This is a genomic window from Mesorhizobium sp. M0227 (genome assembly GCF_040321855.1).
Taxonomy (GTDB): Bacteria; Pseudomonadota; Alphaproteobacteria; order Rhizobiales; family Rhizobiaceae; genus Mesorhizobium.
Genome location: NZ_JAMYSJ010000011.1, coordinates 87,309 through 110,814 on the forward strand (window position 1 = coordinate 87,309; position 23,506 = coordinate 110,814).

Sequence of the window (23,506 nt, forward strand, 5' to 3'; positions counted from 1 at the left end):
TTAGCTGGTCTAAATGAGCGGTAAATCGCGCCGAAAATAATCCCCACTGCTATCCCAACAAAAATGATTAGCAACGCTCCACCAGTGGTGTTTGGCGCAATGATCGTCATCGCAATGAGCCCAAGCACCAATCCCACCACTCCGGACACACCGAACCCGGCTATGAAATCTAGGAAGGGCGTCACTTTACACCGACGACTGAAAAGATCAGGGACCCGTAGTGATCCGCCCACTCGCGAGCTGTTGCGATCAAGCTTCTATCGAACGTTCCCGATCTCCAAAGCTCGGGCCTGTTTTCAATTTCCACTACCCACCGGTGCATGATGTCACTTGCCATCTTGTATTCGGTCACTGTTGAAAGGTCGGCTTTAAGAACCACAGCACCAGGCTTTCCGATTTGCGTCGGCGGTGCCCACGCAATCAGAAAAGGCCCGTCGCCGTCGACAGCAACGCCGCTTGCAACTGCATCGCGGACTGCCTTTTGCGAAACAGCCAGTCCATAATCCTGAAGGGCTTCGTCGCAGGTCCTGGTTATGTTCGCCTTGGTTGCGGCCTTTGCATGCTCGGCGCTGTCCATCGGCCATACCGTTACCATTTGGGCCGCTGTAGGGACGACGAGCGACGACGACGGCAGGACGGCATTCACAAACGCCTCGCACAGCATCTTTTGCCGTTCCTGGTCGTAGATGGTAACTTTCGATTTGAATGCCAGAATCCCATAAGCCGCGAAATTAGTGGGTGGATATTCGTTCGGTCCGGCAAAGATCCTAGAGGCGTGAATTTCGTGAGAGGTGTCTGGAGCGCCGGGCGAAAGTACTTTGTCGACCGCGTAGACCAAGCCGTTCGTCTGTTTCACGTCGCTGGCAACGAGACTGGCAATGTCGCCAAATTGGTCCGTTACAGAAATATTGCTTCCTGCCGCCCGAAAAGTGAGAGAGCATCCCCCGATTGTGTCGACCGAGTAGGCTCCGTTGTTCGCGGCTATCTCAGCGAGGATCGCGTCGGTACTCAGATCTCCGGAAATCACATGACACTTTAGGATTTTGGAGAGTTCGTTTTTAGCTTCGGGCGCAAGAAGAACCTGCACTGCACCTTGCTGCAATCTTGCAAATGCGGCGTCTGTCGGCGCGAGAACAGTGAACGGGCCTTTACCCTCCAACGTCTCAACCAGCCCGGCCGCTTTCACAGCTGCTATAAGGGTGGTGTAGTCCTTGGAAAGAGCGGCATTCTGGATGATATTGTTGTCGGAAGTCGTCTGGGCGCGTGCTACCGCCGTCTCAACCGTCTGGGCGTTTCCGACCGCCACCTGACTTATCAGGATGCACACTGCAAAAATCAGTCGACGCTTCATGCCAAACTCCGCCCAGAGAGAGCGAATTTATCATAACCATCAGTTTTGATAAGTGACCTTGGCTATTTGCCCAAGGCGCAGTTCTTTGGACGTTTGGCCTTACGATTGCGCCACCAATGAAACTGCGGGAGGCGGTGACATCACTACTGCAATGGCGCGCCAAGGATTTTCAACGCGAGTTTAGGGGCCGCGAACGGCCCCGTCTGAGGATCATCATACCGTAAGCTGCCTGTTCGCTCTCTGCCAGACAGGACGTTCGGCACGCCGACTCTTGATGTCGGCTTCGAGGCGCATTTCAGACATTCAGTCAGTCGAGGGCCGCATCGCACCTGCCTGAGAGTTTCGCTCGAGTTCGGCCGGACTCATCCTATCGCTGTCATCTTGAACTTTCCCCACGCTCGGCGGTTAAAAGGAGCCGAGAGGATCAACGATGTCGAAATCTGATGGCAGAGGGTCCGACGGCATGCGGTCTTCCTGTGCAGCGTAGTGAGGGATCAACTGCTGAGCCATTCACCTTGATACCGCGTGAAGAGTTTTGGAGAGAGCTCCTGATGACCCGCATCGCAACATTCAACGTCAACGGTGTGAACGGCCGCCTGCCTGTGCTCATCAAGTGGCTGGGTCAGACCGACTATGACGTCGTGTGCCTTCAGGAATTGAAGACCTCGGATGAGAAATTCCCCGCCGAAGCCATCAGGGACGCCGGCTACGGCGCAATCTGGCACGGGCAAAAGTCCTACAACGGCGTAGCCATACTCGCTCGTGGAAAAGAGCCGTTGGAGCGCCGTCGTGGGCTCCCGGGCGATCCTGACGACACGCACAGCCGATATATTGAGGCTGAGGTGGATGGGATCGTCGTCGGCTGCCTCTACCTGCCCAACGGCAATCCCGCTCCTGGCCCGAAATTCGAGTATAAGCTGCGCTGGTTCGACCGCCTGATCAGCTACGGCAAGCTGCTGCTCAGGGAAGGCGTCCCAAGCATTCTCTGCGGCGACTACAATGTCGTGCCCACCCCGATCGATGCCGTGGTGCCGCAACGTTGGTTAGGCGATGCAGTCTACTTTCCGGAGAGCCGGCAAGCCTATGCCGAAATGCTTGATGGCGGCTGGACCGATGGCGTCCGCCGCATCCACCCGGAGAAAGGCGTCTACACCTATTGGAACTTCTCCTACCAGGGTCGCTATGATCGAAGTTCCGGCCTGAGGATGGATCATCTTCTGGTCAGCCCATCCCTTTCGGACAGGTTGTGTGACGCCGGCGTTGACGCTGACGTGCGCGGTTGGGAAAAGCCGAGTGATCATGCGCCAGCCTGGATAGAACTCGGCCGGTCCGGCAAAGACACGACGTGATCTCATTCGGGATGTCTCCGGCGAGCACTCTTCATTTCCGGCGTTTGCGCTCACGCAGCTTTTCTGAGGGCCGCCCTGAACGGACGGTCGATCGTGAAGGCATCTGGACGGATGGCTGCCTCAACCTGGCTCCAGGTCACCGGATGGGCGATTGGAAAACCGCGGCGCGCCCGTGGCGAGAAGGCGCCCACCGCAGTGCTGCCCCGACCATTGCGGAGGTAATCAATGAAGATGCGGCCTGTTCGAGCCGACGGCGAGGCCGAAAGTAGATAGCGGTCCGGATGCGCTTCAGCGAGCCGATTGGCGAAGGACCTGGCCAAGAGGCGGCCGCTGTCGTGCGTGATCTTGCTCTCCAGCGGGACCATCAGGTGAATGCCTTTGCCGCCAGTAACCTTCGGCCAGCTCTCCAGCCCTTCCGCTTCCAGGATGTCGCGGAGCGCCAGTGCGGCCTCGATGACTTGCTCCCACTCCACGCCCTCGCCGGGGTCAAGGTCCAGAACAATACGGTCGGCATGTTCGATATCGTCGACGGTGGCGTTCCAGGGATGCAGCTCTACCGCATCCATCTCGACCAGTCCCAGCAAACCGGCAAGGTCGTCCACCCACACGCGCACACCTTCGCCACCCTCGCGCTTCTGCAGCCGCAATTGATGCACTGCCGCCGGGATCTGCGGCAGTGCGCCTTTGTGATAGAAGGTCGCGCCATGAGCATGGCGGACCAGCTTCAGCGGTCTGTGGCCGAGATGAACCAGGGCATGATCCGCAACCCTCTCCCAGTAACGCGCAAGCTCGTCCTTGGAGGGCGAGACAGCGTCTGGCAGCAGTTGCAGGATGTTTTCACTGGGAACGCCATGTTTCCGGGTTGGCCCGCGTCGCTTTGATGGCGCTTGAGGCTTGGCCGGGATTGGCACGAGGTCTTCGCGCAAACCCTTGAACACTGCCTCGCGCAGCACCCCGCGATCGGTGACGCCGCTGAACTGGACCTCGGCCAGCACGTGTGGTTTCACCCAAGTCGCTTTCGGCTTCACAATCGGCTCTGACAAAGGCGACTTGCTGATGATCAGCGGGTCAAGCCGCTCTCGCACAAGTTTCGCAGCGCTCAAGGTGTACCCGCTGCGAGCCTTCCCGGCATAGAGCAGTCGGTTGCCCTCGCGGCGCCCGATATAAAGCGATGCAATGCGGCGCGGGTGAGCACCGAGTTTCTCTACGAAAGCCACGATAGGGAAGGTGTCGCTCTTGATGCACTTTACCTTCAACCAACTGGTCTGAACCCCCGAGCCGTAGGTCGCATCGACGCGCTTGGATACGATCCCCTCCAACCCCATCCGGCAGGCATGTTGAAACACATCCTTGCCGCTTACCTCCAGATGTTCGGCATAGGTCAGTGTCGGCGCGGTGTTCTCCAGTAGCCTCTCCAGGGCTGCCTTGCGCTTCACCAATGGCAGTTGCCGAAGATCGCGCCCGTTAAGGTGCAGCAGGTCGAACGCATAAAAGATGAGTCTCGCGGAATCTGGATTGCCCAACTCTCTTTCCAGGGCTTGGTAATCCGGAAGGCCGGTGTCGCCGAGAACGACAGCCTCCCCATCGATGATCGCGGTCCTCACCGGCAAGCCCGCCGCTGCTTCAACTATCCGGCGGTATCGATGCGACCAGTCGTAGCCACGGCGCGTGAAGGCCCGTGCTTTGCCACGCTGCATGATCAGCTCAGTGCGGTAGCCATCGTACTTGATCTCGTGAATCCATTCGCTGCCCTCGGGCGCCGTTGCGACCAGAGTCGGCGACTGAAACTCGACGAAAGAGAGCCCGTTTGCTGCCTTACTCATGCACCCTCCGAACCGCGACTCAAGGCTCAGTGCACCAATAGGTTCCAGGTTTTAGCGAAATAGTATGTTCGACTGCTTGCACCGGCAATCCTGGGCCAGCCGGCTGCAAGGGAGATCAACGACAGGAGAAATCGCACTTTCTTCGTCGGTCAGCGGGCCTAGCGGGTCTTCGTTGCAGGAAAATTGGGCTATCACTCGCCTACTAAGGGCCAACTGAGGCTAGCTCGGCTTTTGGGCCGGGAGCGGATCGGCAGCTTGCGGAGCCACGCAGCCGAAGAGCGGTCATTCCATGAAGTTGTTTACAGCCCCAGGAGGAGTGTCACTCCTCCCGGAATAACAACCTGCCATTCGTCAACGCCATCCTTCCAACCTGGGGAGAACCGCCGGAAATCAGGCTATCAGATTGCACACCGTCGCGTTGGAGTCATTCATCGCGCCAGTATGGGTGGGAACAGCTGAATTGGCGCGAGCCAACCAGACGGCGTTTGGTCCTCGATATCGTTCTTTGGACCTGCGGATCATTCGCGGTCATGTCGGGTACGACAGTGTAACCCTGATCGACAAGCTGCAGTTTCAGCTCCGCCAGGTGGCGCCTGAATCCGTTTTCAATGTAGCTGCGCGGATACCGCCATCCGTTCCTGCATGCTCGCACGAGAATGTCGGAATACAGTTCAGCGCTGGCAGCTTTCACCGTTTCTTCCGAAGTCAGTTTGCTGTCGGTTTGGGTACCTTCGGACAAGCATGGCCCCGCCGACACCAAAAGCACCAGTAGTACGGTCAAGACAGGCAACTTTGTCATGGAGCCCTCCGTGTTCTAAATCGACCAGGCCTGCCAAGCAACCTAACCTGCCCACCCGCAGAGACTAGGATGCTGACCCGTCGCATGGAATCGTGCAAATGCAGTGTTTTCGATATCGCATCTGTAGTATTTTCATCCTGATGTAAGGCCATCGGGTTCTGGCCACAGGTCGGCAGCAAGGAAAATGGAACGATGCTTCGCCCCGTAGGCAATCCTCTCGCCGGCTTATCGGATCGGGAGTTGATGGTCGCGGCAAAGTTTGCGGAGGGAATGACTTATCGCGAAATTGGCGAAACACTCTTCATAGCGCCTACCACCGTTCGGACCCATCTTTCGGCCATTTATCGGAAGCTCGATGTTCGCAGTAAAGTGGCGCTTGCTGGGTTACTTGCCGATCACCGCCAGCAGGACCGCAGCCATGCACCACCCGGAAGTCTTTCGACCGACGAGCCGGGTCCGCCGGTCCTCGCAGTTCTCCCGTTCGACAATCTAAGCGGAGAAGAACGCTGGACTCGTATCGCTGATGGTTTGTCGGCGGACCTCATAGTTGATCTCTCTCGCTACCGGGACCTTGCGGTGATCGCCCGCCAAACAATGCTTTCCTACAAGGGACGGCGTGTTGACGTGCGAGCTCTCGGACGAGAGTTGAATGCCGACTATGTGATCGAGGGAAGTTTTCAAGTGGACGGGCAGCGGGTGCGCATCCGCGTCCAACTCGTCGACGCCCACACAGGGGTCGATGTCTGGACGATGCGTTACGATCGTTCCGCGAACAACCTGTTTGCGATGCTGGACAGCGTGAGCGAAAACGTCATCAATGTCCTTGCAACTTGCCACGGTCAGCTCGCCAATCTGCGACGCGATGCTGCTCGTCGGAAGGCTCCAGCAAGTTTGCAGGCCTATGACTGCTATCTGCTTGGGCTTGAGCAGAAGCACCTTTTCACCCGTGAGTCGAACAAGGAGGCGATACGGCTACTGGCGCGTGCGATCGAACTCGACCCGGGTCTAGCAAGAGCTTGGACCGCGCTGGCACTTGCGCATGCTGTGGAAGCCATCAACGGGTTTACCGACAACCTTTCCGGCTCGATCGAGAGCTGGAGCAAATGTGTCAAGCAAGCGCTGGCGCTCGATCCGGCCGACATTTACGCCCGCATAATGCTTGCCGATCTTCGGGCATTGCAGGGCGATGTCGAAGCTGCTGTCGAAGAACATGACCGAGTGTCGGTGGCTGCTCCAAATGACGCGGACTCACTTGCCTTTCTTGCGGGTAGCCTTGCTCTTGTTGGTAGCGACCCGAAGCGTGGCTACGAACTGGCCAAGCGAGCGGTCCGGCTAAATCCTTATGTTCCTTGGTATTATGGAATGCTTGCGCGATGCAGCTACGTTCTAGGCTTTTACCGTGAATCCCTGGTCGCGCTACGTCAATCTGCGCCAGATTCGCCCGCCACACTTCTGTTTGTGGCAATGGCTCATGCGATGCTCAATGAAACGCCTCAGGTCGCCAGGATCAATTCGCGACTGAAGGACGAGTTCCCGAATTTCACGGCTGAGGTGTTCATCAGAACCTATCCGGTTACCAATCCTGTCGCCACTGCTGCAATCAGAGAAGGCGCCCGTCGTGCGGGTTTGGCATAGCTTCTTCACTCCTGGTCACCTCAGAGGCGCATTGCTCCTCGGCAGCATTGGGGCCGGAAGCTGAATGGCAGCTTCAGCTCTGCAACTCCAAACAGCCGACGCTCAACGATGATCTACATCAGCTTGTAAGAGCCAAGCAACTCACCACTTGACGCGCAAGCCGAGCGAGCCGGTCAGTACATGACTATCACCGAAGTCTTTGAGGCCCGTCCGGGCGATGGCTTCGCCGAAAGCCGAGAACCTGTCGTCGGCCCAGTTGATCGTGCCGCCAAAACCGAGGCCGCCCCAGAGTTGCTTCCTTCCCGGTGCACATCAAGCCGGCTCGTTGGCCGCTATCGCAAATTGTTGGATTCGTACGAAGCAGAGTTCTGTACGATTCCAACCCTTTAAATTTGTACACCCTGTTTTGTAATTCCGCGGCTGAGGGGACGCCGTGCATCAGTTTGCATTTCACTGTCAATCGCGCGCCAGAGGGCGTAAGTTCGCCAAATCGTCTGCACGTGTTTACGGGCGCGGACGGCAAGGAGATTGGAAAGCTCTTGCCCCAAGTGGGATTGAGCTATGACCAATCCACAGAACGATTCCTATAAAAACGAATTGCTGCGTCGGCTTAACCCTGGTGACCTGGCGCTTTTGCAGCCACATCTTGAGCCGTGTGCCCTCAAGCTGAAGATGACCTTAGAGAAAGCCGATTCAGAGATCGAGACGGTTTACTTCCTGGAGGACGGCATCGCTTCTGTGGTCGCGACGGCTTCAGGCAAGGAGGCCGAGGTTGGACTTGTCGGTTTTGAGGGAATGACCGGTGCCGCGCTCGTGATGGGCGCTGACTATGCCCCGCATGAATGTTACGTTCAGTCGCCCGGTAGCGCTTTCCGGATCGGAACCGAGCCCTTCAAGGATGCTCTTGCGAACAGCCCAACATTGCGCCTGTTCCTGTTACGCTATGTCCACTACTTCCACATTCAGACCAGCTATACGGCCCTGATCAACGCCAAATCAAACCTTGAAGAGCGTTTGGCGCGTTGGCTTCTGATGTGTGACGATCGGATCCACGGCGAACGCCTTGCGATCACCCATGAGTTTCTCGCCGTCATGCTTGGAGCAAGACGGCCAGGAGTTACCGTTGGGCTTCAAATGCTGGAAGGACGCGGGCTCATCTATTCTCGGCGGGGCGAAGTGCGTATTAGGGACCGCAGCGGCCTTGCGGCCTGCTCAAATGGCACCTACGGCAAGCCAGAGGCCGAATACGTACTGCTCGTTAAGACCATCGCATGCCGGACGTAAACCACTAAATAGCCATGACGAAGCTATCCGACCAGCACAGCGGCTAGCCTGCCGACGAGTCGCCGTAACACGCCTTATCCTCGAAGCCTCACGTAAGCTCTTGGAGAAAATTGCCAAGCACAATGACTCTACCCAACCGTAGGGAATGGCCGACGGACGCACACACAGGCCTTGGCTTCCGGGACCACACCTTAACTGCGCCTGGAAGAATGGCCATGTGTGTGTTAGGCGGCGGACCTGATGTCTGCTTGGCCAGCGCCGCACAGCCCAACAACTCCACATGCTGCCGGTACGCTCCCATGCCCTGCCGCGCGGCTACCTGTTACTCACCATCGAAAGTCGGCTCCCATTCGCGATTGCGCTTCCGTTGCTGACCCTCGTAATCGGGAATACATGTGAAGAACACCGGTCGATGGTCGCGACCCGCAGCCTTGCAATCCGAGCAGCCAAAAAGCCCGACCAGGTCCCAGTGCATCGATCCGTGATCTGGCCCGAGGCGATCTATCAGCGCATAGATGTCGAGCTTGATGGACTTGCAGCACATAGCATGCCCGCAATTTACATAGAGGCATTCGCGCGCGGCCAACGTATCGGCGAGGGTCTTCGTCATCCTTTGAAGCGCTCGGTATGCCAGGTGATCTTGCCGTCGATCTTCATCGGTTTGTGGATCAGCAGACGCTTCGGCAAGTGCTCTGGATGCACCTCCAGCAGCGTGATCTTGATCTGAGGTTGGCACCGGCTGCAATTGAACTTCAGCGTCTGCGGATCGACGCCGCCGCCGTAGACCATCATCAGGTCGGCCGATCGGCAGTAGCGGACATTGCCGCAGCTGCATTCCGCTTTCACAAGCATGTTGTGCCGGGTCGCTTTGCCCAGCGTGTCGATCGGTTCGTGTGCCATGAGAACAGAAAAGGAACATTTTCCTTGCCCGTCAAGTCTGACTGTGGAATCTTTCTGCCATGAGCGACGAACCAGCGAGACTAGCCGAAGGCATGACGCCGGCACAGCGCGACCACGTGAAGGTGCTTGGCCACACATGTGAGCGTAACGGTTGTGGCAAGGTCGCCGGCTGGGGCTTTGCCCGGCCGCGCAGGGAATCACATTGGTTCTGCTATGAGCACCGCGGCGACGGCGATCAGTATCTCTAGACGTCGAACAAATCGGTCGGCCCCAAACCGATCTCGTCGATGATGTCGGGCGTGTTGTTGCTTGGTTTCCCGACCTTGCTGTCGATCGGCCACATCTTCATGAGGTCGGATGGATAGGGCTTCATGAGGTCGCGAGGATCTGTTTCCGGCCCGAGCCAGCGCATGTAATCGGCCGGCGCCAGAATAACCGGCATGCGATCATGGATCGTCGCCATCAACGTATTTGGCTCGCAGGTGGCGACAGCGAAGGTCCGGATCAACTCGCCGGTCGCCTTGTCGGCATATTCTTCCCAGATTCCAGCCATGGCAAAAGGATCGTCATCCTTCATGGCGATAGCGTAAGCCTGTTTTTTCTTGCCCGAAGGGTCGAGCTTTTGCCATTCGAAATAGCCGTCGACAGGCACCAGGCAGCGGCGCGCGGCATATGCCTTTCGGAACATGCCATTGCTGGCAATGGTCTCGTAGCGCGCATTGACAGGCGGCGGACGGCCGCCGCCATCGCGCGCCCAGCCGGGAACAAGTCCCCACTTCGCAGAAACGAAACCGGCCATGCTCGTGGAAAGCTCTTCGCGGCTAATGATTGGATAGGTCAGGCTGGGCGCACCGTTCCAGATCGGGAACCCGTTGCCCAAGCGCTCGATGTCGCCGGGGTGCGCGAACTCGAAGCGCCGCACCATGTCCGGGATTGTCGATTTTACGAAAACGCGTCCACACATTTTAGGGTCGTCTCATTGACAAGGATCGAGGCCTGCCCAAAATGGGAACAGAGTGAGAACGAGTCAAGGCTGTCGTAGTGATGCCTAAGAAGCAAAAGGACGTGATGCTGCCAGGGGTATCGGGCGTCACAATCGATATCGACGACCGCGACAATCCCAAGGTCTGCCTGGTCGGGCTGTTGACTGATGAGGGGAAGCGATCCTTCACATTAAACGAAAACGGTGCGCGGATGATGGTGAAGGCGATGCACTCGTTTCTCGATCTTCTCGACGGAACTACGTCCGAGACGATGCCCAAAGGCCCCGCCAACTGAGAATGCAGCGCATGATCAATCCACCCAGGAGACAGGACGAATATCAGGACCGGGCAATTGACTGCCAGGAGGCAATGGAGCCCGGATTTCAGGCGATTGTCGATTGCATGATAGAGGCGGGATGGACGCGGGGCGAGATATTGCGGGCATTGAAACGGCTCATCGCCGCCGACAACATGACGCAGAAAGAGAACGCCAGGACGGAAACGCAGCTCGCGATTGCGCGGGCCATGATGCGCGCCGGCAAGCCGCTCTAATGCTCGCTGACGCCGGCCTCATCGACTTCCGCTTCCATCTGCTCACTGACAGGCTTGACCTTGCCGGCGTCGGCCAAAGGATGGTCATCAAAACCCTGCAGCCAAGCGTCGGCCTGTTCTTCCCAATACTCCGGCACTGAGCGCTCCTTACCGTCCTTGCGCGCTTGGGAGCCATACATCCAGGCATAGGTGATGCGCTCCTGATCTTTCTTGGCGACCGCCATTATTCCTCCTCCCGGTAATCGAGCAGCTTCGCGTGGCGTAGTTGCTCCTCACCTTTCAGGAACTTCACGCGGCCGACAAGACCCGGCTTCAGCCATTCCGCCTTGTCTCTCTTCAGGCCTTTCGGCACAGGGCCGCCCACCTTGCCCTGCACGCGGTCCCAGAGGCGCTTGCGTTTGTCGAATTTGAAATTGACGTTGGCGGTGCCGAGATAGCGGCCGTTGTCAGCCATAAGAACCCTTGCCGCCTGGCCCGGATCACGCTGAACGCCGATGATGTCCATCTCCTTTTCATCGTAGCACTTGATTTTGCGCCAGTTCATCGTCGGGCCGCTGCGATAGAGACTGTCCCGGCGCTTCGAGACGATGCCTTCTTGTCCAGTCTGGTCGGCAAGGTAGTAAACCGCGTCGCCCGTGCCGGGCATCGCCTCGCTGAATTGGATGCGGCCGCCGGCCTCGATCATTCCCTGCAGGATCTCGCGCCGATCCTCGAGCGGCATGCTGCGGAGGTCGTGCCGTTTAGGTGCAGCAAATCGAAGGCGACGAGATAATAGTCCTGATAGGTCTCGCGGCTGCTGACCGCCGACTGCAGCGCATGGAAATCGGAGCGTCCAGCCTCATCAACCACGATGGCTTCACCCTCAATGATGAAGTCGTCGGCTTCAATCGCGGCGGCTTGGTCGGCAAGGATCTGGTAGCGTGCAGTCCAGTCGTACCCTCTCCTCGTCAGCACTCGGATGCCGTCTTCGTCCTTGATGATCTGCGTGCGATAGCCGTCGAACTTTATCTCGTGAATCCAGTCGTCACCCTCTGGCGGGTTATCGACAAGCTCCGGCTCCATCGGCTTGATGAACTTCAAACGCATCAACTGACCCACACCCGCGATTCAATCAGCTTTAGCTAAAATAGTTCCAAGAAGGATGAACAATGCGACCCGGTGCGCGTTGCGGATCAACAACCTCTAGGAGCAACACCAATGGCCGACGACAAAAGCAAGCGTGATTTCCGCGACCGCGACCGGGTATCAGGCGACGAAGAATATGAGGTCGGTTATCTCGCCAGCAAGTTTCAGCTTACGATCCCCGAGGTGCGTGAACTTATCAAAAAGCACGGCAACGACCGTGAGACGCTAGAACGAGAAGCAAAAGCGCTGGGCAGTAGATGACCAAGCTATCCGACCTTGGACCACCCATCCCCGGCAGGCAGCACGGCGGCGAGCCAGCCGACGAGCGGGAGAATTTCTACACCTGCCCCACGTGCGGCCAGCAGGTCGACATGCGCGACCTACGCCAAGTCGCTTGGCATGAATTGCCAGGGCACCAGCCCTTGGAACCGGCTCTTTCCACCGGCAGTAGCAGACGTCGGCAGTAGTCGGCACGATCAAGCAGCCGAAGGATCGAGTGAGTGACCGTGCCGACCATGCTGGGCACGAGGGTGGGCCTAATGACCAGGCCCCATATGATACTAGACAATGGCGTCGCTACAATTACGCCTGATGGCCTATGCCGGATAAAGCGGAAGTCGCATGCTCTTGCCGCTGTGCAATTACATGGAACTGGCCTCCAAGTGGCACATTAACCCTACGAGCGGTCGATTCCCAAGGATGTAGCCGCTTAACAGGTCCGCCGCCGGCGCCCCAATAGGCGGCGGACTTCTAATGACGCTCCTTCAAGAATCGGGCTTCACGAAGCAGCGAATTCCAGTCCGTGCCGATAAGCTTGATCAGAGCGCGCGCCTCAGGTTCTGAAATGCCGACTTCTTCAGACAAACGACGGGCAAGCAGTTGCTGATTGCCTTTGTCTACACGCCCATCGCCTTCCTTTTTCATCGGCTCCTCCTTTGGGAAGCCAACTCACGGCATGACCGTTCGTTTCATCGAATAAGAAAAAAGCCCGCCGCCCCATTCACGGCAGCGGCAGGCCGTCCCAGGGATAACGGGACTCGCTGGGGTGTTGGTTTTCCCCTGCTGTCGCGGGCGATGCAAAACAGGTGCCACTAGGGTGAACCAACATGGCACAGATTGCAGGCGGCGATAACATATATGTCGACTAACTAATGTAATGGAACGGCCGTTGGACAAGCAGAGAACCAACTGGCACAGCTTGGACCTTCGCTGCGAAATGCAAGACTATAGTCCTGCTATCAACCCGCCGTGCCGGCCTAGCACGACGGGTTTTTCCAATGCGGCGACATCCTGAGAATCGACCGCTATGCATCAACCTGGGACAGGTCAGGTCAGCAGCCTTCCGTGGTCTTCTTCACCTGGCCAGGAGCAGCCGAGTTAGCATCGGTATCCTGTTGACCTGGCGCGGCCTGCTTGGCGCTACCAGTTTGTTGACCCGGAGCGCAGTCCTTGGCGGAGTTCGAGTTCGTTCCACTCGTGGTGGTCGAATCCGTCCCCTGATCGGTCGTAGTGCTCGGCATTGTCTTGGTTGTCGAGCTCGACGATCCGCCTGTGGTCGTGGTGGTCGATTGCGCAAAGGCGAGGCCAGTTGACAGTGCCATAATGGCTGAAGCGAAAAGAACCTGTTTCATGATCAACTCCATCTCGGAACGTCCCTTCGGTACCGAACTTCGCTGCGAAACGACGGTTCCCAGAAAAATGACTAATCAAGGCGCCCGCCCCGCTTGCGGAGCGATGAGGGGAGGCCAAGCGCGTCGCTGTCATAGAACGAGCGTCCTGAACATCGTCGAGTGAATGGGCTAAACAGCGCGGATCCACACAATTGCGCCGCTGCTATCGGTCTTTCGGGGGAGAGTTCACAGTGCACTGCCTGCGGATTATGGTGGATCTCTCACGCGAAGAAGCGAAGCTTGCCTAAAATTCTAAGCTCGGAGGCACCTCGCGTGTCCTGAATAGCCCGTACCTCGGTGCCGTAGTGGCGCTATGCCCGATGCGTTTTGGTGGGCAGCTCAAATTTCTGCAGAGTCGAGTAAACGACTATCATAGTTAATTGTGGCTGCCGGTGACCCTATGTAATCAGAAGCTCAATGTAGCTTTCCCAGGGAGGACGGTATGTTATATCCAGGTCGGTTTTTGGAGCCGAGCGATATTATGGTGCTTGCCCATGTTTGTCGGACGGTCTGCAAAGAGCGCGGTGTACGTGTTGCTTCGCAGGACGGTGAGCGCATAGCTGCACACGTACTCAGACTGTTTATGAACGGCTTGACTGGTGAGAATGAACTCCTCGATGTTGAGCGGAATTGGGCTCGACGGAGTGGCCTGTCTTTCCAGGAGTTTCCCGTCAACGACGCAGAAATGAGAGATGCCGCCTGATTCAGTTGATTGTTGCAGCCGAAGGCGCCCCACCTGCGATAGGTCGGGTGATCGGGAGCAAACCTTGCCTTTGAGAGTTGGTAGAGCCGTTTCAACGGGCGACTAATCGAATGCTTCTTTCCGCGAATAATGCGATCTCGACGGCCGTTTTGGCTGGCAGAGGCGTCAATGCGGAAGTGTTTGGTGTGGTCGACCTCTCCACTAAAACTGAGGCCAAAATCGGTCCCATCACCTTGGGTATGGCCATTCAGTTGGTGGCCAACGCTTCGGTGCTTGGATACGATGTTCGCGGAGCCATGATCTTCTATGGCGAACCGGGCACCCCGAGTCTAGGGCAAGAGAGTGCGAACGCTTGTGGGGCGCAGTTTGGCGGCGCGCTTTGCGACCGTAACCCGACGATCTTTCGGATTACACATCTCGAAGGGGAGCATTCTCCGTCCGGGTAAATGTTTGGCAGATCACCGGCACGACCCTCAATCCGACCAGTGGCCCAGGCTCTCACAGGGCCGAACAAACCGCTAGGAGATACGAAATGCCGACCCTCCGCACGTGTGCCGGCACGATCAAGAGCGCCCAGCAATGCCCTCAAGCGCAAGGCGCAGATCTAAGGGATTGGCGCCCTTCAGAACCTGCTTTGTACGTTTCCGGCCCTTGCCTTTTTCGGAAAGTGCACCACAGAATGGGTCATTGAGGTTCTGTCTCTCTGGGAGGATGGGATGGACATTCAAGCACCTGTTTGGCCTGCGCAGCTAGCGGCCAAGGAGCTGGTTCGCGAGGCCCTGTTGGGCTATCTACCGGGCGACATAATTTCCGTGAAGGCGACCATTGCATTGGTGCGCGAGCGCGGCCGTGACCTTCGTGAAACCGACTGCCAACTAGTCGAAATGATCGTCAATACAGCCTCCATTTGGCAGCTATTCGTCGCGTTCGACGTGCGCGAACCCTGATGCCCCATCGTTGGTTCAACCCGCCTGTCTACGTCAAAACCGACCGACCGGGATTCCGCCTTGGGATCAGCCGTATCGGCACTGCCGCCGAGGAACTATTGAAGTGGTCCAACCGTGGCCCAAAGTGGCGGTCGGCGGCGGAGGCATGTCTGTCTGCGATGGATGGCAGAATGCCGATTGGTGACTTCCGGCTACTGTTCGAGGCTGCGGCCGACCAAGAGGAGATGCTGCTGCCGGATTAACAACGTTATGCGGGTCTGGTAGCTATGGCGGCGGCGAATTGACCAGCGCCTTTAAGGCTTCGGGTTCGCCCTTAGCACGGCCCGCTCAGCCTCTCCACCATGTCAGGTGGCGCCCGCAGAACGGTGACTTTGCGGAATTTCGACGCTATCAGGCGCTCCTAGGCAGTCGTACTTAGAGGTTACCTGGGGCGGCCCTTCGCTTCAGGTCGACAAGATTCAGAACGCTGACGAGATCGCGGGAATACTCCTCGTCAAGATACTCCGCCGGAGCGCCCCACGCGTCTGCTGGCTGCCCAGTGAACACGTCAAACACCGTCCAGGTTTCGTCGGGCTCCTTCCTGAGGTCGTATCTTTGAGAAGTCATGCCGTCGCTATTTTATGTCTGCGGTCGGGTTCGTCAAGCTGTGACCGGCGGATCGCGAAGGGCTTGGCTGAACGGATTATGAGCGAGCCAGCAGGCTCAGAAATCGGCACCTGTTTGCGCAGCCCTTTGGTGCAGATAGGTAGAGTCAAAATCTGCAGCGCGGACGAGCCCTGCCCAGTCGGTCGCATGAAAACGCGAGCCAACGGTGGATATCAGACCGTCGCGTCTAAGTTCCTGAAGCACCCGGTTCACGTGCACGGTGGAAAGCCCAAGTGCGTCGCCAAGTGCAGCCTGCGTGATCGGAAGGTGGGCCACACGATCCTCAATGCGGCCCACGGAGTGCAGGCGGACTATCAGTTCGCAAAGAAGGTGAGCCATACGAGCATAGGCGTCGCGTCTCCCGACGTTGGTGACCCACTCTCGATAAATCGCCGCATCGATCACCGTCGAGCGCCAAAACACTCTCGTTATCGAAGGGTGCTGGTCGCAAATATCGTGAAGAGCGTCATGCCGCATGAAGCCCACCCGCGTCGGCATGAAAGGTGTGAAAGTGGAATCCATGACCGACAAATGCAAACCATGCAGGTCGGGAATGTCGCCCGGAACAAAAAAGGAGGAAATCTGACGCTTGCCGTCGCCGGTTAGTTTGGTCGAGCCTATCAAGCCGTCCAGAACGACGAAGGAAAGGGTCGGTTTGTCGCCCTCGCGCAGAATGTCTTCGTTGGCATGATATTCCTTCTCCTGAATCGAGATGTTCCCCAAGAGCGCAATATCTGACGGTGCGAGTTCCGAGATGGTCTGGAGCTTGCGGATTAAAATGTTCGAAGAGGGAGCCTGTGCCATCAAGAACCTGTTTGGGGTTGGCCCTAACTTGCTGGGGGCGCTAATGTTCTCGAGGGCGGCATGGTTGGTGACCTTAGATTGTGCTTGATGCCTTTGGCCTCCCGCATCAGGGAGGACCAATTCGCTCCTAGAAGCGATATCAACTCCAGGGCTTGCGCCTCTGTGATGTCTGTCTCTCCGATAAGCCTTGGGACAAGGCGACGCTCGAGTCAGACCTCAAATCGTGCTCCCCTATGACCTACCACTCAGAACCCTCCAAACTATAACATATGTTTATAAGTTCCTATCTAAATGACTGTTTTGCGTGAGGCTCCTCCCTTTCGGCTGCGCCCTCCGAGTCCCAGCCCGCTTTCGCCGCATTAACATATGTTATTGTCTAAGGAGCATTTTCGGGCCTGCGGCCGTTGAATTGCCGAGGAATACTCAGGGAGGCATACCTTTCAATGCCGTCGGTTTCCGTACTGGTTGTGGAGATGAAAGCATCATTCTCTTGGACATCGAAAGCTCCCTCCGGGAGGCCGGGTTTGAGGTGATTCCCGTCTCAAAGGGCCTTGAAGCCATTGCAATTTTTGATCGTGAGCCGGAGCGAGTTGCGGCTCTGCTCACAGATATCAGGCTTGGAGACGGCCGAACCGGGTGGGATGTGGCCAGACACCTCCGAACCGTCAATCCCACTATGCCAGTGATATACATGAGCGGCGATGGCGCGGACGACTGGCCGTCGCTTGGAGTGCCCAACAGCCTGATGATCACCAAGCCGTTTGTTATGCCGCAGATCATTATCGGGCTGGCAACTCTCCTCAATCAAGAGAGCGTGAAGCAGCTACCTGCCTCAGAATAGCTGCGAGGTGGTAGCTGGTTAGTCATAGGGTCTTCGCGCAGCCGCGTCGGTCAGGCGTATCGGTACGGCCGTAGCTTTCATGGCCAACTCGAAGTCTATGCCAGGCTGTTCAGCAAATCCGAGCCAGGTCGGGCGCCCTGATAGTAGGCCAGCCGACCGACACTGCGATGCATTGCCAAGGCCTCCCGAAATGTGCGGCACATTCGAACGGCAAGCCAAAGATCGCCTTCGTCCATGTGGCCTTCTTGAAAGTGACGGATCACCGCCGGAGCGATGTGCTCTGCTTCTTCGCTCGTATGGTCGAAATTTCGCTCGGAACAAAGCCGCTCGAAGACCCGTTTGCAGGTCTGCAAATCATCGGGGGAAAGGTTTGGGTGATCGAGTCGGTTCAACATCAAGCGCCTCAAAACGCAACGTGCAAGAACGTTCCCTCAGAACCGATTTAGAGATTGCAAGGGGCGCGAGTCAATGAATGGTTAAGGACGTACATTTCGGGTTTTGTCTCGGTTTGAAATACAGAAAATCGACGGCGGCGTTGCGGGCGTCTCAAAACCCCGAACGCTTCGAAGGTCGTAACTGATGGTGTGGGCGCCCGAAAACAATGGCAACGAACCCTCCGGGTGCAGATCGCGGCGGCTGTCCTGACCGTAGCCTTTCGCGCTCTGCTACAAGCTGCGATCATTGAGCCGACAACCTCAGTATCTCGGATCGTCTAGCGGCATCGGCGTGCTACATCGTCCGTTCACTTTAATGTCCGCTCCTCGGATGCGGCCGGGTTCTGCTCAACGTCGTTATGTGGGCGCAAAGCTGACATTTCGCGAAAGCGCCCAGATTTTGGAGCAGGACTTCAAAATTTGCCGATATAGAACCTTCCCGTAGGCTTGTCGTCTTTCATCCAGATCAGCGCCTGCGTCATGGAATCGACTTGGTCGTCGTGCCTGCCATGCGGAAATGCGAGCACCTCAAGCAGGAAGTCATCTCTCCAATGTGCGTCTTTCGGAAGATTGACGTTGCCGTTTTCGATCATCGCGGCAACGCGTGACAGCCGACTTTCCTTGTCGGTTCTGGCTTTTACCGGCGTCGTGCTGATGTCTTGGCTTTCCAAGTCGGCGATGAGGCTTGAGCCAGAGCCGGCATCTTCAATGAGGATGATGTCAGGGTCGTGCTCCAAAAGGGAGTTTTTGACGGACTTGATGAGGTCTGGATAAGCTGCCCTGACGCGCACGAGATCAAGGAGATAATAGTTGTTGTCATCCTTGGCCCATGTCGTTCCGACGGAGTAATCGCTGGAGGGGTCGCCCTTAAGGGCGGTGTCCCAGCTTTGAACGATGGTCATCGACCGACGGTCGAACTGATGCGGATCGTAGTCGCGAAACCACACCCTCTTGACCATGTTGCCGTCCGGTGGGGCAGGGGATTGTTGGTACTGCGCGGAAAAGTTGAGCGATCCTAATAGGCGCTTTAGACCGTCCAGTTCCGCGTGTCCCAGACGCGCGGGGTGGAGCAAGTCGCCAAACTTGCGATCGTGCCAGCGATTTACACTTGTCTGGACGCGTTCGTCCTGCTCGGCAATCGCCGACAGGTTCAAATGCTCCCAGCCGCCAGTCTCCAGAAGCACGCCTGCCAGGTCGTCGACATGCAATCTTTGCATGACAAGGACGACGGCACCGGCAGCGGGATTGTCGAAGCGCGACATCAATGTCGTGCGAACCCAGTCGGCGCACCTATTGCGAGCCGATTCCGAATGCGCTTCATCTGCCTTCAAGGGGTCATCGATAATGATGATGTCGCCACCGCGGCCGGTTAGCTGACCACCGGTCGAGGTCGCCAGGCGCCCACCGCCGAGCGTGGTCTGCAGCTCATTTTCAGTGTTCTTGCGCGGGCTAACCTTGAAGGTCGGAAACATCGACCGGTACCAGGCGGTGTTGACGACTGTTCGAAAGTCGTTGGCGTGCTTGACCGCAAGAGGTTGAGCATAAGAGACGCAGATCATTTTCTTCGACGGATCGCGGCCAAGAATCCATGCCGGGAACGCGACCGAGCTGGTGACCGACTTCAACGATCGCGGTGGCATCGTAATGATCAAGCGCTTGCACTTGCCCGCTGAGACGCGCTCGAGCTGATGCGCAATCGCTCGGATGTGCCAGTTGGGCAAATACTTGGCACCTGGATCGACAGCGGAGAAAGCCAGCGCCACGAAGGTCGCCAAGTCATCGCGGGCCGCGCCCAACAGCAGCTGAAGGGCAGTCGGTGCAACGGGCGAGGAGGATGGTCGGCCCGGTAGGGGGAGTGGAGCGTTCATTCCTCGTCTCCCTCGTCGCCGGTCTTGGAACGGGTCTCGGTATCATTCTCTGGCGAGTCCTTGTGGTCGAGATAATCCCGCATCATGTCGACCATTGTTTGCGGATCGAACACGTCGACCTCTGCATCGGGTTGCCGGCTTTCCTCAAGTTCGGCACAACGGGATGCGAGCTGAAGAGCATGGGCCGCCGACCGGAAATCGCCTGAAAGCGCATTGTTGCGCATTTTGAGGAGGATGGCCTCGAGTGCCGTCACCGTCGTCGTCCTGCCATTCTGCTGGATTTGGATCGGCCCAAAGAGCGTCTCACGTACAATAGTGTTCATGTTTTTTTTGCCTTTCGGTCGCCCTTTCGGATTGCCTGACATTCCTTTCTGGAACCGGGTTTCAGTTGGAGGCTTGCCGTAGCCTATCGAGTAGTCGGCAGGTTTCTTTCTCCGTGTCACAGCAGGCCTCCCACAGTTTCAGGCGCCGGGGTCGCGGACGCTGTTTTGGCGCGTGCGTCGGAAGATTCGAGGCTTCCACGCTGCTCGCACAGTTCCTCGAACGTCTCGCCCGTGGTGGCGAGCGTTGCCTGCTTGCCCGTATGCCTTTCGAAGCGGCGGATGATCAGATCGCAATAGTGAGGATCGATCTCGATAAGGCGTGCATGGCGCCCTGTCTTGTGCGACGCGAGTAGCGTGGTCCCCGAGCCGCCAAATGGGTCCAGCACGACGTCGCCGCGGCGGCTGACGTCCAGCAGTGCGTCGGCAACCAGAGCGACAGGTTTGACGGTCGGATGGGCTTCGAGCTCTTCCATCCGCGTCGTGCCAAAGCTGTTGGCGCCGCGGTAGGTCCAGACATTGCTGCGGTGACGTCCGTGTTTGCCGAGTTCGACGTTGTTGCGATGCGGCTCTTTCCCGTTTTTGAACACCAGCACCAGCTCGTGCTGAGAGCGGTAGAGGCTGCCCATGCCGGCATTAGTCTTATTCCAGACGCACAGATTGAGCAGATCGCCGAACGTCTGTTTACCCGCCAATGTGGTCTCTGCGATATGACGCCAATCCATGCACACGAAGGCGATAGCGCCCGGCTTGCTCGACCCAGCAATCAGTGAGAACGACTGTTCCAGGAACCTTGCGAACTCATCGTCGGACATCTCGCCGGATGCCATTGCAAATTCCCGGTGGCTTGTCTTGCCAAGACCACTGACGTGTCCGCCGATCGGAACATTGTAGGGCGGGTCTGTAAAACAGACGGATGCCTTCTCGCCCTGCATCAGCATATCGAAATGCTCTGCCGAAAGCGCGTTGCCGCAAAGCAGTCGATGATCGCCAAGTAGGAATAGATCGCCAGGCCGTGTTACTGCTGGCCCCGCCGATTGCTCCAGATGTTCCGCTTCGTCCCCTTCGGCTTCATCATCCTGATTGTCCGGCGAGAACTCGCTGATGATCAGATCGACCTCTGGGATGTCGAAGCCGGTGAGGCTCACATCGAAGTCGAGATCGACCAGCGCCTGCAACTCGATGGCCAGGATCTGCTTGTCCCAGCCGGCCTTCTCGGCGATCCGATTATCGGCGAGGATGTAAGCGCGCTTCTGCGCCTCACTGAGATGGTTGATCGAGAGGGTTGGAACGTTCTTCCATCCCAGCAGGCGCGCTGCTGAGAGTCGGCCATGGCCGGCAAGGACGTTGTTCTTCTCGTCGACCAGGACCGGATTGGTGAAGCCGAATTTTTCGATGCTGTCGGCAATTTGTCGGATTTGTTTCTTGGAATGGGTGCGAGCGTTGTTGCGGTAAGGGGTGAGTGCGTGGATCGAAACTGTGGTGATGTTGGTGGCCATGAGATCCTCTGAATGCCAGCCCAGGAACGACCGACATCGGTATGTTCCTGAGAATTACCCAGAGAATAGCGACCATTGACTTGGCGCAAAATACCAAATCTTCGGATCCATCGAACGAAACTTGAACTAAATGCATTTTTCTTTGTGTTATCACGACTTGAGATTGCAACAAAATATTTTGTCGCTCGGCAAAAGTGATGCCGAAGGCCGACAAAATATTTTGTTGGCCTATATCTAAGCCGAGCCAATACATGCTTTTTCAGCGACCTCAGCGTCGCAAGCTGATTCGCAAAATGCTGAGCTAAAGGGCCTCCTGTTTGAGCCGCAGAGCCAATGCCTTGGCCTCTTCCGGCGTCAGTTGATTGAGAGCCACACGAAGCGCTTCACACAGTTCGTCGAGAATTGGGTCATTGTCTTCTGATCCGGTATGGCGATGGGCGCGTTGCTGGAAGAACAGGCTGAGCCAAAGGTCGAGCGCGCTGCCTTGCCATTTGCCCGTCTTGCGAGCTTGCCCCGACATTGCGATGGCAAGGCCGGCTAGAGCGTCCATTCCTCCGGCGACCTCGTACCCGTTGAGGAAATGGGCGAAGCGGCCGGATTGATCCCACTTAAGGGGCGCGGGCATGGTTGAGAAGTCGCCCTCCAGGGCCAGCCGTTCCCATTTGAGCAGCCTTGTCATTCGGCAGCCTCCGCCATCAGGCTGAGCCTTGGGCGGATCAACGAAACAAAGCGATTAGCCGCATGGCAGAGCCAGTCGAGCTGCTGGCCTTCGTCTGCGAAGTCTGACCTTGGCCTAAACACGCCCAACTCCGCATGAAATGGCCTGTCCGATTTCAGCCGCGCGACCAAATCAAGGCCGGTTTCTCCGCGCAATTCTGCAATGTCGTTGTGGAATTCATCAAAGAGAGCCTGACCATCCTCTTCGCGGAAGGTCAGGAACAGGCCGACTTCGGCTCTGCTGCCAGTCGACCGAAAGGCAGTCAGCCATCCTAGCGGGTCGGGCAGGGGAACTCTCACCCAATTGTCGCCGCCGTGGCGTGGTGCCAGTTGGTCTGCGTGGTCGAACTGTACCTCATCAATGAACCGCTGCCAGAATGCACGGTTGATGCCCCGCCGGTTTACTCGGTCGGGATCGACAACATTCTCCATGGTGTCAGCGGGCGGGGCGCTGATAGGTTCTGGCGTTTCCAAATAGAGCGGCATACCGGCGAGGTCGACCAAAACTCTCTGCTGCAGGACTTCGGTCCGCAGCGGCACCGTAGGCATAACGATAATATTTCCAGAAGTCGTTTGCCAAATCTGGATTTCAAGTAGCGCGAGTTGGGCTAGTCCGCCGCCCTGCGCGTTGAGGTGCTCGGCAATCGCGTGAGTGTCCGATCGGATGCCGTCACCGGCAATGATGAGCTGAAAATCTCCGAGTCTTAGCGATCGTGTTACCGCATCGACGAACGGAGCTTCTTCCAGGTCTGGCCACCGAAGCTTCGCCGCGGCGAAGATCGGGTTGGGATCAACCAAGGTCAGCTTGCGCCTCAAGGTCGAGGATAGATCGCCAAAACTCCAGTGTCGTAGCAAAGCGGCATATTCGAGGATCTGCGCCAACACTTCTCGTCGTGCTTGGGGATTTCGCCAAAGCTTGCACTCGATGACGACCAGCCGGCCACTTCTGCTAACGCCCAGGAGGTCCGCAAATACTGTCCCGCCCGCGCGAGGCAGAGGGAGTTCGCAGCATAGGGGAACGATATCTCCAAGGCCGTGATCGCGGTCGGCGACGATGAGTTCGGGATGTCGAAATAGAAGATCGCGAAGCCAGCGCTCGTCATAAGCCGGCGCTGAGACGCTGGTGGGAGACTCTCCGACGCTCGGTGCATTGCGCACCAGAGGGTGTCGACGCAGCGGCGTGGCAATGTCTTGCAGGGATGATAGGAGCAATGCACTCATTCGGGTATGACGCTCTTTCTGAAAGGATGTGCCGGC

General features: G+C 57.4%; 26 protein-coding genes and 1 pseudogene. 11 read left to right on the plus strand and 16 right to left on the minus strand.

What is annotated here, in order from left to right; all coding sequences use genetic code 11:
* Nucleotides 1-181 precede the first annotated feature (181 nt).
* A complete protein-coding gene (locus NKJ00_RS17320) occupies nucleotides 182-1,351 on the minus strand; it encodes a fasciclin domain-containing protein (protein WP_352443095.1) in 1,170 nt (389 codons plus the stop codon).
* Between the two features lie 551 nt (nucleotides 1,352-1,902).
* Between NKJ00_RS17320 and xth the strand changes: the two genes are divergently transcribed.
* On the plus strand, nucleotides 1,903-2,700 hold the full coding sequence (gene xth, locus NKJ00_RS17325) for an exodeoxyribonuclease III (protein WP_023809627.1): 798 nt from the start codon (nucleotides 1,903-1,905) through the stop codon (nucleotides 2,698-2,700).
* A gap of 50 nt (nucleotides 2,701-2,750) precedes the next feature.
* Here the strand turns inward: xth and ligD are convergent, their stop codons facing one another.
* A complete protein-coding gene (ligD, locus tag NKJ00_RS17330; RefSeq protein WP_023809626.1) occupies nucleotides 2,751-4,523 on the minus strand; it encodes a DNA ligase D in 1,773 nt (590 codons plus the stop codon).
* A 424-nt stretch (nucleotides 4,524-4,947) separates the two neighbouring features.
* Entirely contained in the window at nucleotides 4,948-5,322 is a 375-nt protein-coding gene (locus tag NKJ00_RS17335; RefSeq protein WP_031212655.1) for a hypothetical protein, read from the minus strand.
* 192 nt (nucleotides 5,323-5,514) lie between these two features.
* On the opposite strand from NKJ00_RS17335, the gene NKJ00_RS17340 reads away from it, so the two are divergent.
* Both NKJ00_RS17340 and NKJ00_RS17345 read left to right on the plus strand, forming a co-directional pair.
* A complete protein-coding gene (locus NKJ00_RS17340) occupies nucleotides 5,515-6,957 on the plus strand; it encodes a LuxR C-terminal-related transcriptional regulator (protein WP_352630562.1) in 1,443 nt (480 codons plus the stop codon).
* Between the two features lie 561 nt (nucleotides 6,958-7,518).
* Nucleotides 7,519-8,241: a Crp/Fnr family transcriptional regulator gene (locus NKJ00_RS17345; protein ID WP_023809623.1), complete on the plus strand. Its 723-nt coding sequence runs from the start codon at nucleotides 7,519-7,521 to the stop codon at nucleotides 8,239-8,241.
* A gap of 606 nt (nucleotides 8,242-8,847) precedes the next feature.
* On the opposite strand, the gene NKJ00_RS17350 is transcribed toward NKJ00_RS17345, so the two are convergent.
* Complete coding sequence (locus NKJ00_RS17350) at nucleotides 8,848-9,033, minus strand: hypothetical protein (protein ID WP_245273113.1); 186 nt, start codon at nucleotides 9,031-9,033, stop codon at nucleotides 8,848-8,850.
* Nucleotides 9,034-9,200: 167 nt separating this feature from the next.
* Between NKJ00_RS17350 and NKJ00_RS17355 the strand changes: the two genes are divergently transcribed.
* Complete coding sequence (locus NKJ00_RS17355) at nucleotides 9,201-9,389, plus strand: hypothetical protein (RefSeq protein WP_023809620.1); 189 nt, start codon at nucleotides 9,201-9,203, stop codon at nucleotides 9,387-9,389.
* Here NKJ00_RS17355 and NKJ00_RS17360 read toward each other — a convergent pair.
* On the minus strand, nucleotides 9,386-10,105 hold the full coding sequence (locus tag NKJ00_RS17360) for an SOS response-associated peptidase (protein ID WP_023809619.1): 720 nt from the start codon (nucleotides 10,103-10,105) through the stop codon (nucleotides 9,386-9,388). The genes NKJ00_RS17355 and NKJ00_RS17360 overlap by 4 nt on opposite strands.
* A gap of 80 nt (nucleotides 10,106-10,185) precedes the next feature.
* Between NKJ00_RS17360 and NKJ00_RS17365 the strand changes: the two genes are divergently transcribed.
* A complete protein-coding gene (locus tag NKJ00_RS17365) occupies nucleotides 10,186-10,419 on the plus strand; it encodes a hypothetical protein (protein ID WP_023809618.1) in 234 nt (77 codons plus the stop codon).
* Between the two features lie 11 nt (nucleotides 10,420-10,430).
* On the plus strand, nucleotides 10,431-10,676 hold the full coding sequence (locus tag NKJ00_RS17370; RefSeq protein WP_023809617.1) for a hypothetical protein: 246 nt from the start codon (nucleotides 10,431-10,433) through the stop codon (nucleotides 10,674-10,676).
* On the opposite strand, the gene NKJ00_RS17375 is transcribed toward NKJ00_RS17370, so the two are convergent.
* Both NKJ00_RS17375 and NKJ00_RS17380 read right to left on the minus strand, forming a co-directional pair.
* A complete protein-coding gene (locus NKJ00_RS17375; RefSeq protein ID WP_023809616.1) occupies nucleotides 10,673-10,900 on the minus strand; it encodes a hypothetical protein in 228 nt (75 codons plus the stop codon). The two genes, NKJ00_RS17370 and NKJ00_RS17375, sit on opposite strands and share 4 nt — an antisense overlap.
* Nucleotides 10,900-11,762 (minus strand): annotated as a pseudogene (locus NKJ00_RS17380) (ATP-dependent DNA ligase). The gene NKJ00_RS17375 and the pseudogene NKJ00_RS17380 overlap by 1 nt, the downstream one beginning before the upstream one ends.
* A gap of 111 nt (nucleotides 11,763-11,873) precedes the next feature.
* Between NKJ00_RS17380 and NKJ00_RS17385 the strand changes: the two are divergent.
* Entirely contained in the window at nucleotides 11,874-12,062 is a 189-nt protein-coding gene (locus tag NKJ00_RS17385) for a DUF3606 domain-containing protein (protein ID WP_023809615.1), read from the plus strand.
* Nucleotides 12,063-12,551: 489 nt separating this feature from the next.
* Here NKJ00_RS17385 and NKJ00_RS17390 read toward each other — a convergent pair whose 3' ends face one another.
* Together NKJ00_RS17390 and NKJ00_RS17395 are read right to left on the minus strand one after the other, a co-directional pair.
* A complete protein-coding gene (locus NKJ00_RS17390; protein ID WP_023809614.1) occupies nucleotides 12,552-12,725 on the minus strand; it encodes a hypothetical protein in 174 nt (57 codons plus the stop codon).
* Between the two features lie 407 nt (nucleotides 12,726-13,132).
* Nucleotides 13,133-13,432: a hypothetical protein gene (locus NKJ00_RS17395; protein ID WP_127291957.1), complete on the minus strand. Its 300-nt coding sequence runs from the start codon at nucleotides 13,430-13,432 to the stop codon at nucleotides 13,133-13,135.
* A gap of 852 nt (nucleotides 13,433-14,284) precedes the next feature.
* On the opposite strand from NKJ00_RS17395, the gene NKJ00_RS17400 reads away from it, so the two are divergent.
* From NKJ00_RS17400 to NKJ00_RS17410, 3 genes are all read left to right on the plus strand, one after another.
* Nucleotides 14,285-14,620 carry a hypothetical protein gene (locus NKJ00_RS17400; protein ID WP_352630564.1) on the plus strand — a complete coding sequence of 112 codons (336 nt, stop codon included), beginning with the start codon at nucleotides 14,285-14,287 and terminating at the stop codon, nucleotides 14,618-14,620.
* Between the two features lie 270 nt (nucleotides 14,621-14,890).
* Nucleotides 14,891-15,121 (plus strand): hypothetical protein, encoded by a 231-nt coding sequence (locus NKJ00_RS17405; RefSeq protein WP_023809610.1) that lies wholly within the window; start codon nucleotides 14,891-14,893, stop codon nucleotides 15,119-15,121.
* Entirely contained in the window at nucleotides 15,121-15,363 is a 243-nt protein-coding gene (locus NKJ00_RS17410; RefSeq protein WP_352630566.1) for a DUF982 domain-containing protein, read from the plus strand. The genes NKJ00_RS17405 and NKJ00_RS17410 overlap by 1 nt, the downstream gene beginning before the upstream one ends.
* A 460-nt stretch (nucleotides 15,364-15,823) precedes the next feature.
* Here the strand turns inward: NKJ00_RS17410 and NKJ00_RS17415 are convergent, their stop codons facing one another.
* Nucleotides 15,824-16,570 carry a Crp/Fnr family transcriptional regulator gene (locus NKJ00_RS17415; RefSeq protein WP_023809607.1) on the minus strand — a complete coding sequence of 249 codons (747 nt, stop codon included), beginning with the start codon at nucleotides 16,568-16,570 and terminating at the stop codon, nucleotides 15,824-15,826.
* A gap of 490 nt (nucleotides 16,571-17,060) precedes the next feature.
* On the opposite strand from NKJ00_RS17415, the gene NKJ00_RS17420 reads away from it, so the two are divergent.
* Entirely contained in the window at nucleotides 17,061-17,411 is a 351-nt protein-coding gene (locus NKJ00_RS17420) for a response regulator (RefSeq protein ID WP_245273111.1), read from the plus strand.
* A 95-nt stretch (nucleotides 17,412-17,506) separates the two neighbouring features.
* Here NKJ00_RS17420 and NKJ00_RS17425 read toward each other — a convergent pair whose 3' ends face one another.
* The 6 genes from NKJ00_RS17425 to NKJ00_RS17450 form a co-directional block, all read right to left on the minus strand.
* Nucleotides 17,507-17,806 carry a hypothetical protein gene (locus tag NKJ00_RS17425; RefSeq protein ID WP_127291960.1) on the minus strand — a complete coding sequence of 100 codons (300 nt, stop codon included), beginning with the start codon at nucleotides 17,804-17,806 and terminating at the stop codon, nucleotides 17,507-17,509.
* 452 nt (nucleotides 17,807-18,258) lie between these two features.
* Nucleotides 18,259-19,713, minus strand: coding sequence for a phage terminase large subunit (gene terL, locus NKJ00_RS17430; protein ID WP_127291963.1), 1,455 nt, complete (start codon nucleotides 19,711-19,713; stop codon nucleotides 18,259-18,261).
* Nucleotides 19,710-20,156: a DUF5681 domain-containing protein gene (locus NKJ00_RS17435; protein WP_127291965.1), complete on the minus strand. Its 447-nt coding sequence runs from the start codon at nucleotides 20,154-20,156 to the stop codon at nucleotides 19,710-19,712. The genes terL and NKJ00_RS17435 overlap by 4 nt, the downstream gene beginning before the upstream one ends.
* Nucleotides 20,153-21,532 carry a site-specific DNA-methyltransferase gene (locus NKJ00_RS17440; protein WP_352442492.1) on the minus strand — a complete coding sequence of 460 codons (1,380 nt, stop codon included), beginning with the start codon at nucleotides 21,530-21,532 and terminating at the stop codon, nucleotides 20,153-20,155. The genes NKJ00_RS17435 and NKJ00_RS17440 overlap by 4 nt, the downstream gene beginning before the upstream one ends.
* Nucleotides 21,533-21,833: 301 nt before the next feature.
* Nucleotides 21,834-22,211, minus strand: coding sequence for a hypothetical protein (locus NKJ00_RS17445; RefSeq protein ID WP_127291969.1), 378 nt, complete (start codon nucleotides 22,209-22,211; stop codon nucleotides 21,834-21,836).
* Entirely contained in the window at nucleotides 22,208-23,131 is a 924-nt protein-coding gene (locus NKJ00_RS17450) for a hypothetical protein (protein ID WP_127291972.1), read from the minus strand. The genes NKJ00_RS17445 and NKJ00_RS17450 overlap by 4 nt, the downstream gene beginning before the upstream one ends.
* Between the last annotated feature and the right edge of the window lie 375 nt (nucleotides 23,132-23,506).

What these genes read in the sequence shown, in the direction of transcription:
- NKJ00_RS17415 (WP_023809607.1), bottom strand. Translation starts at nt 16,570, where the DNA reads ATGGCACAGGCTCCCTCTTCGAACATTTTAATCCGCAAGCTCCAGACC.
- NKJ00_RS17385 (WP_023809615.1), top strand. Translation starts at nt 11,874, where the DNA reads ATGGCCGACGACAAAAGCAAGCGTGATTTCCGCGACCGCGACCGGGTA.
- NKJ00_RS17390 (WP_023809614.1), bottom strand. Translation starts at nt 12,725, where the DNA reads ATGAAAAAGGAAGGCGATGGGCGTGTAGACAAAGGCAATCAGCAACTG.
- NKJ00_RS17360 (WP_023809619.1), bottom strand. Translation starts at nt 10,105, where the DNA reads ATGTGTGGACGCGTTTTCGTAAAATCGACAATCCCGGACATGGTGCGG.
- ligD (WP_023809626.1), bottom strand. Translation starts at nt 4,523, where the DNA reads ATGAGTAAGGCAGCAAACGGGCTCTCTTTCGTCGAGTTTCAGTCGCCG.
- NKJ00_RS17370 (WP_023809617.1), top strand. Translation starts at nt 10,431, where the DNA reads ATGATCAATCCACCCAGGAGACAGGACGAATATCAGGACCGGGCAATT.
- NKJ00_RS17345 (WP_023809623.1), top strand. Translation starts at nt 7,519, where the DNA reads ATGACCAATCCACAGAACGATTCCTATAAAAACGAATTGCTGCGTCGG.
- NKJ00_RS17445 (WP_127291969.1), bottom strand. Translation starts at nt 22,211, where the DNA reads ATGACAAGGCTGCTCAAATGGGAACGGCTGGCCCTGGAGGGCGACTTC.
- NKJ00_RS17365 (WP_023809618.1), top strand. Translation starts at nt 10,186, where the DNA reads ATGCCTAAGAAGCAAAAGGACGTGATGCTGCCAGGGGTATCGGGCGTC.
- NKJ00_RS17335 (WP_031212655.1), bottom strand. Translation starts at nt 5,322, where the DNA reads ATGACAAAGTTGCCTGTCTTGACCGTACTACTGGTGCTTTTGGTGTCG.
- terL (WP_127291963.1), bottom strand. Translation starts at nt 19,713, where the DNA reads ATGAACGCTCCACTCCCCCTACCGGGCCGACCATCCTCCTCGCCCGTT.
- NKJ00_RS17440 (WP_352442492.1), bottom strand. Translation starts at nt 21,532, where the DNA reads ATGGCCACCAACATCACCACAGTTTCGATCCACGCACTCACCCCTTAC.
- NKJ00_RS17375 (WP_023809616.1), bottom strand. Translation starts at nt 10,900, where the DNA reads ATGGCGGTCGCCAAGAAAGATCAGGAGCGCATCACCTATGCCTGGATG.
- NKJ00_RS17425 (WP_127291960.1), bottom strand. Translation starts at nt 17,806, where the DNA reads ATGTTGAACCGACTCGATCACCCAAACCTTTCCCCCGATGATTTGCAG.
- NKJ00_RS17395 (WP_127291957.1), bottom strand. Translation starts at nt 13,432, where the DNA reads ATGAAACAGGTTCTTTTCGCTTCAGCCATTATGGCACTGTCAACTGGC.
- NKJ00_RS17355 (WP_023809620.1), top strand. Translation starts at nt 9,201, where the DNA reads ATGAGCGACGAACCAGCGAGACTAGCCGAAGGCATGACGCCGGCACAG.
- NKJ00_RS17350 (WP_245273113.1), bottom strand. Translation starts at nt 9,033, where the DNA reads ATGATGGTCTACGGCGGCGGCGTCGATCCGCAGACGCTGAAGTTCAAT.
- NKJ00_RS17400 (WP_352630564.1), top strand. Translation starts at nt 14,285, where the DNA reads ATGCTTCTTTCCGCGAATAATGCGATCTCGACGGCCGTTTTGGCTGGC.
- NKJ00_RS17320 (WP_352443095.1), bottom strand. Translation starts at nt 1,351, where the DNA reads ATGAAGCGTCGACTGATTTTTGCAGTGTGCATCCTGATAAGTCAGGTG.
- NKJ00_RS17410 (WP_352630566.1), top strand. Translation starts at nt 15,121, where the DNA reads ATGCCCCATCGTTGGTTCAACCCGCCTGTCTACGTCAAAACCGACCGA.
- xth (WP_023809627.1), top strand. Translation starts at nt 1,903, where the DNA reads ATGACCCGCATCGCAACATTCAACGTCAACGGTGTGAACGGCCGCCTG.
- NKJ00_RS17340 (WP_352630562.1), top strand. Translation starts at nt 5,515, where the DNA reads ATGCTTCGCCCCGTAGGCAATCCTCTCGCCGGCTTATCGGATCGGGAG.
- NKJ00_RS17405 (WP_023809610.1), top strand. Translation starts at nt 14,891, where the DNA reads ATGGACATTCAAGCACCTGTTTGGCCTGCGCAGCTAGCGGCCAAGGAG.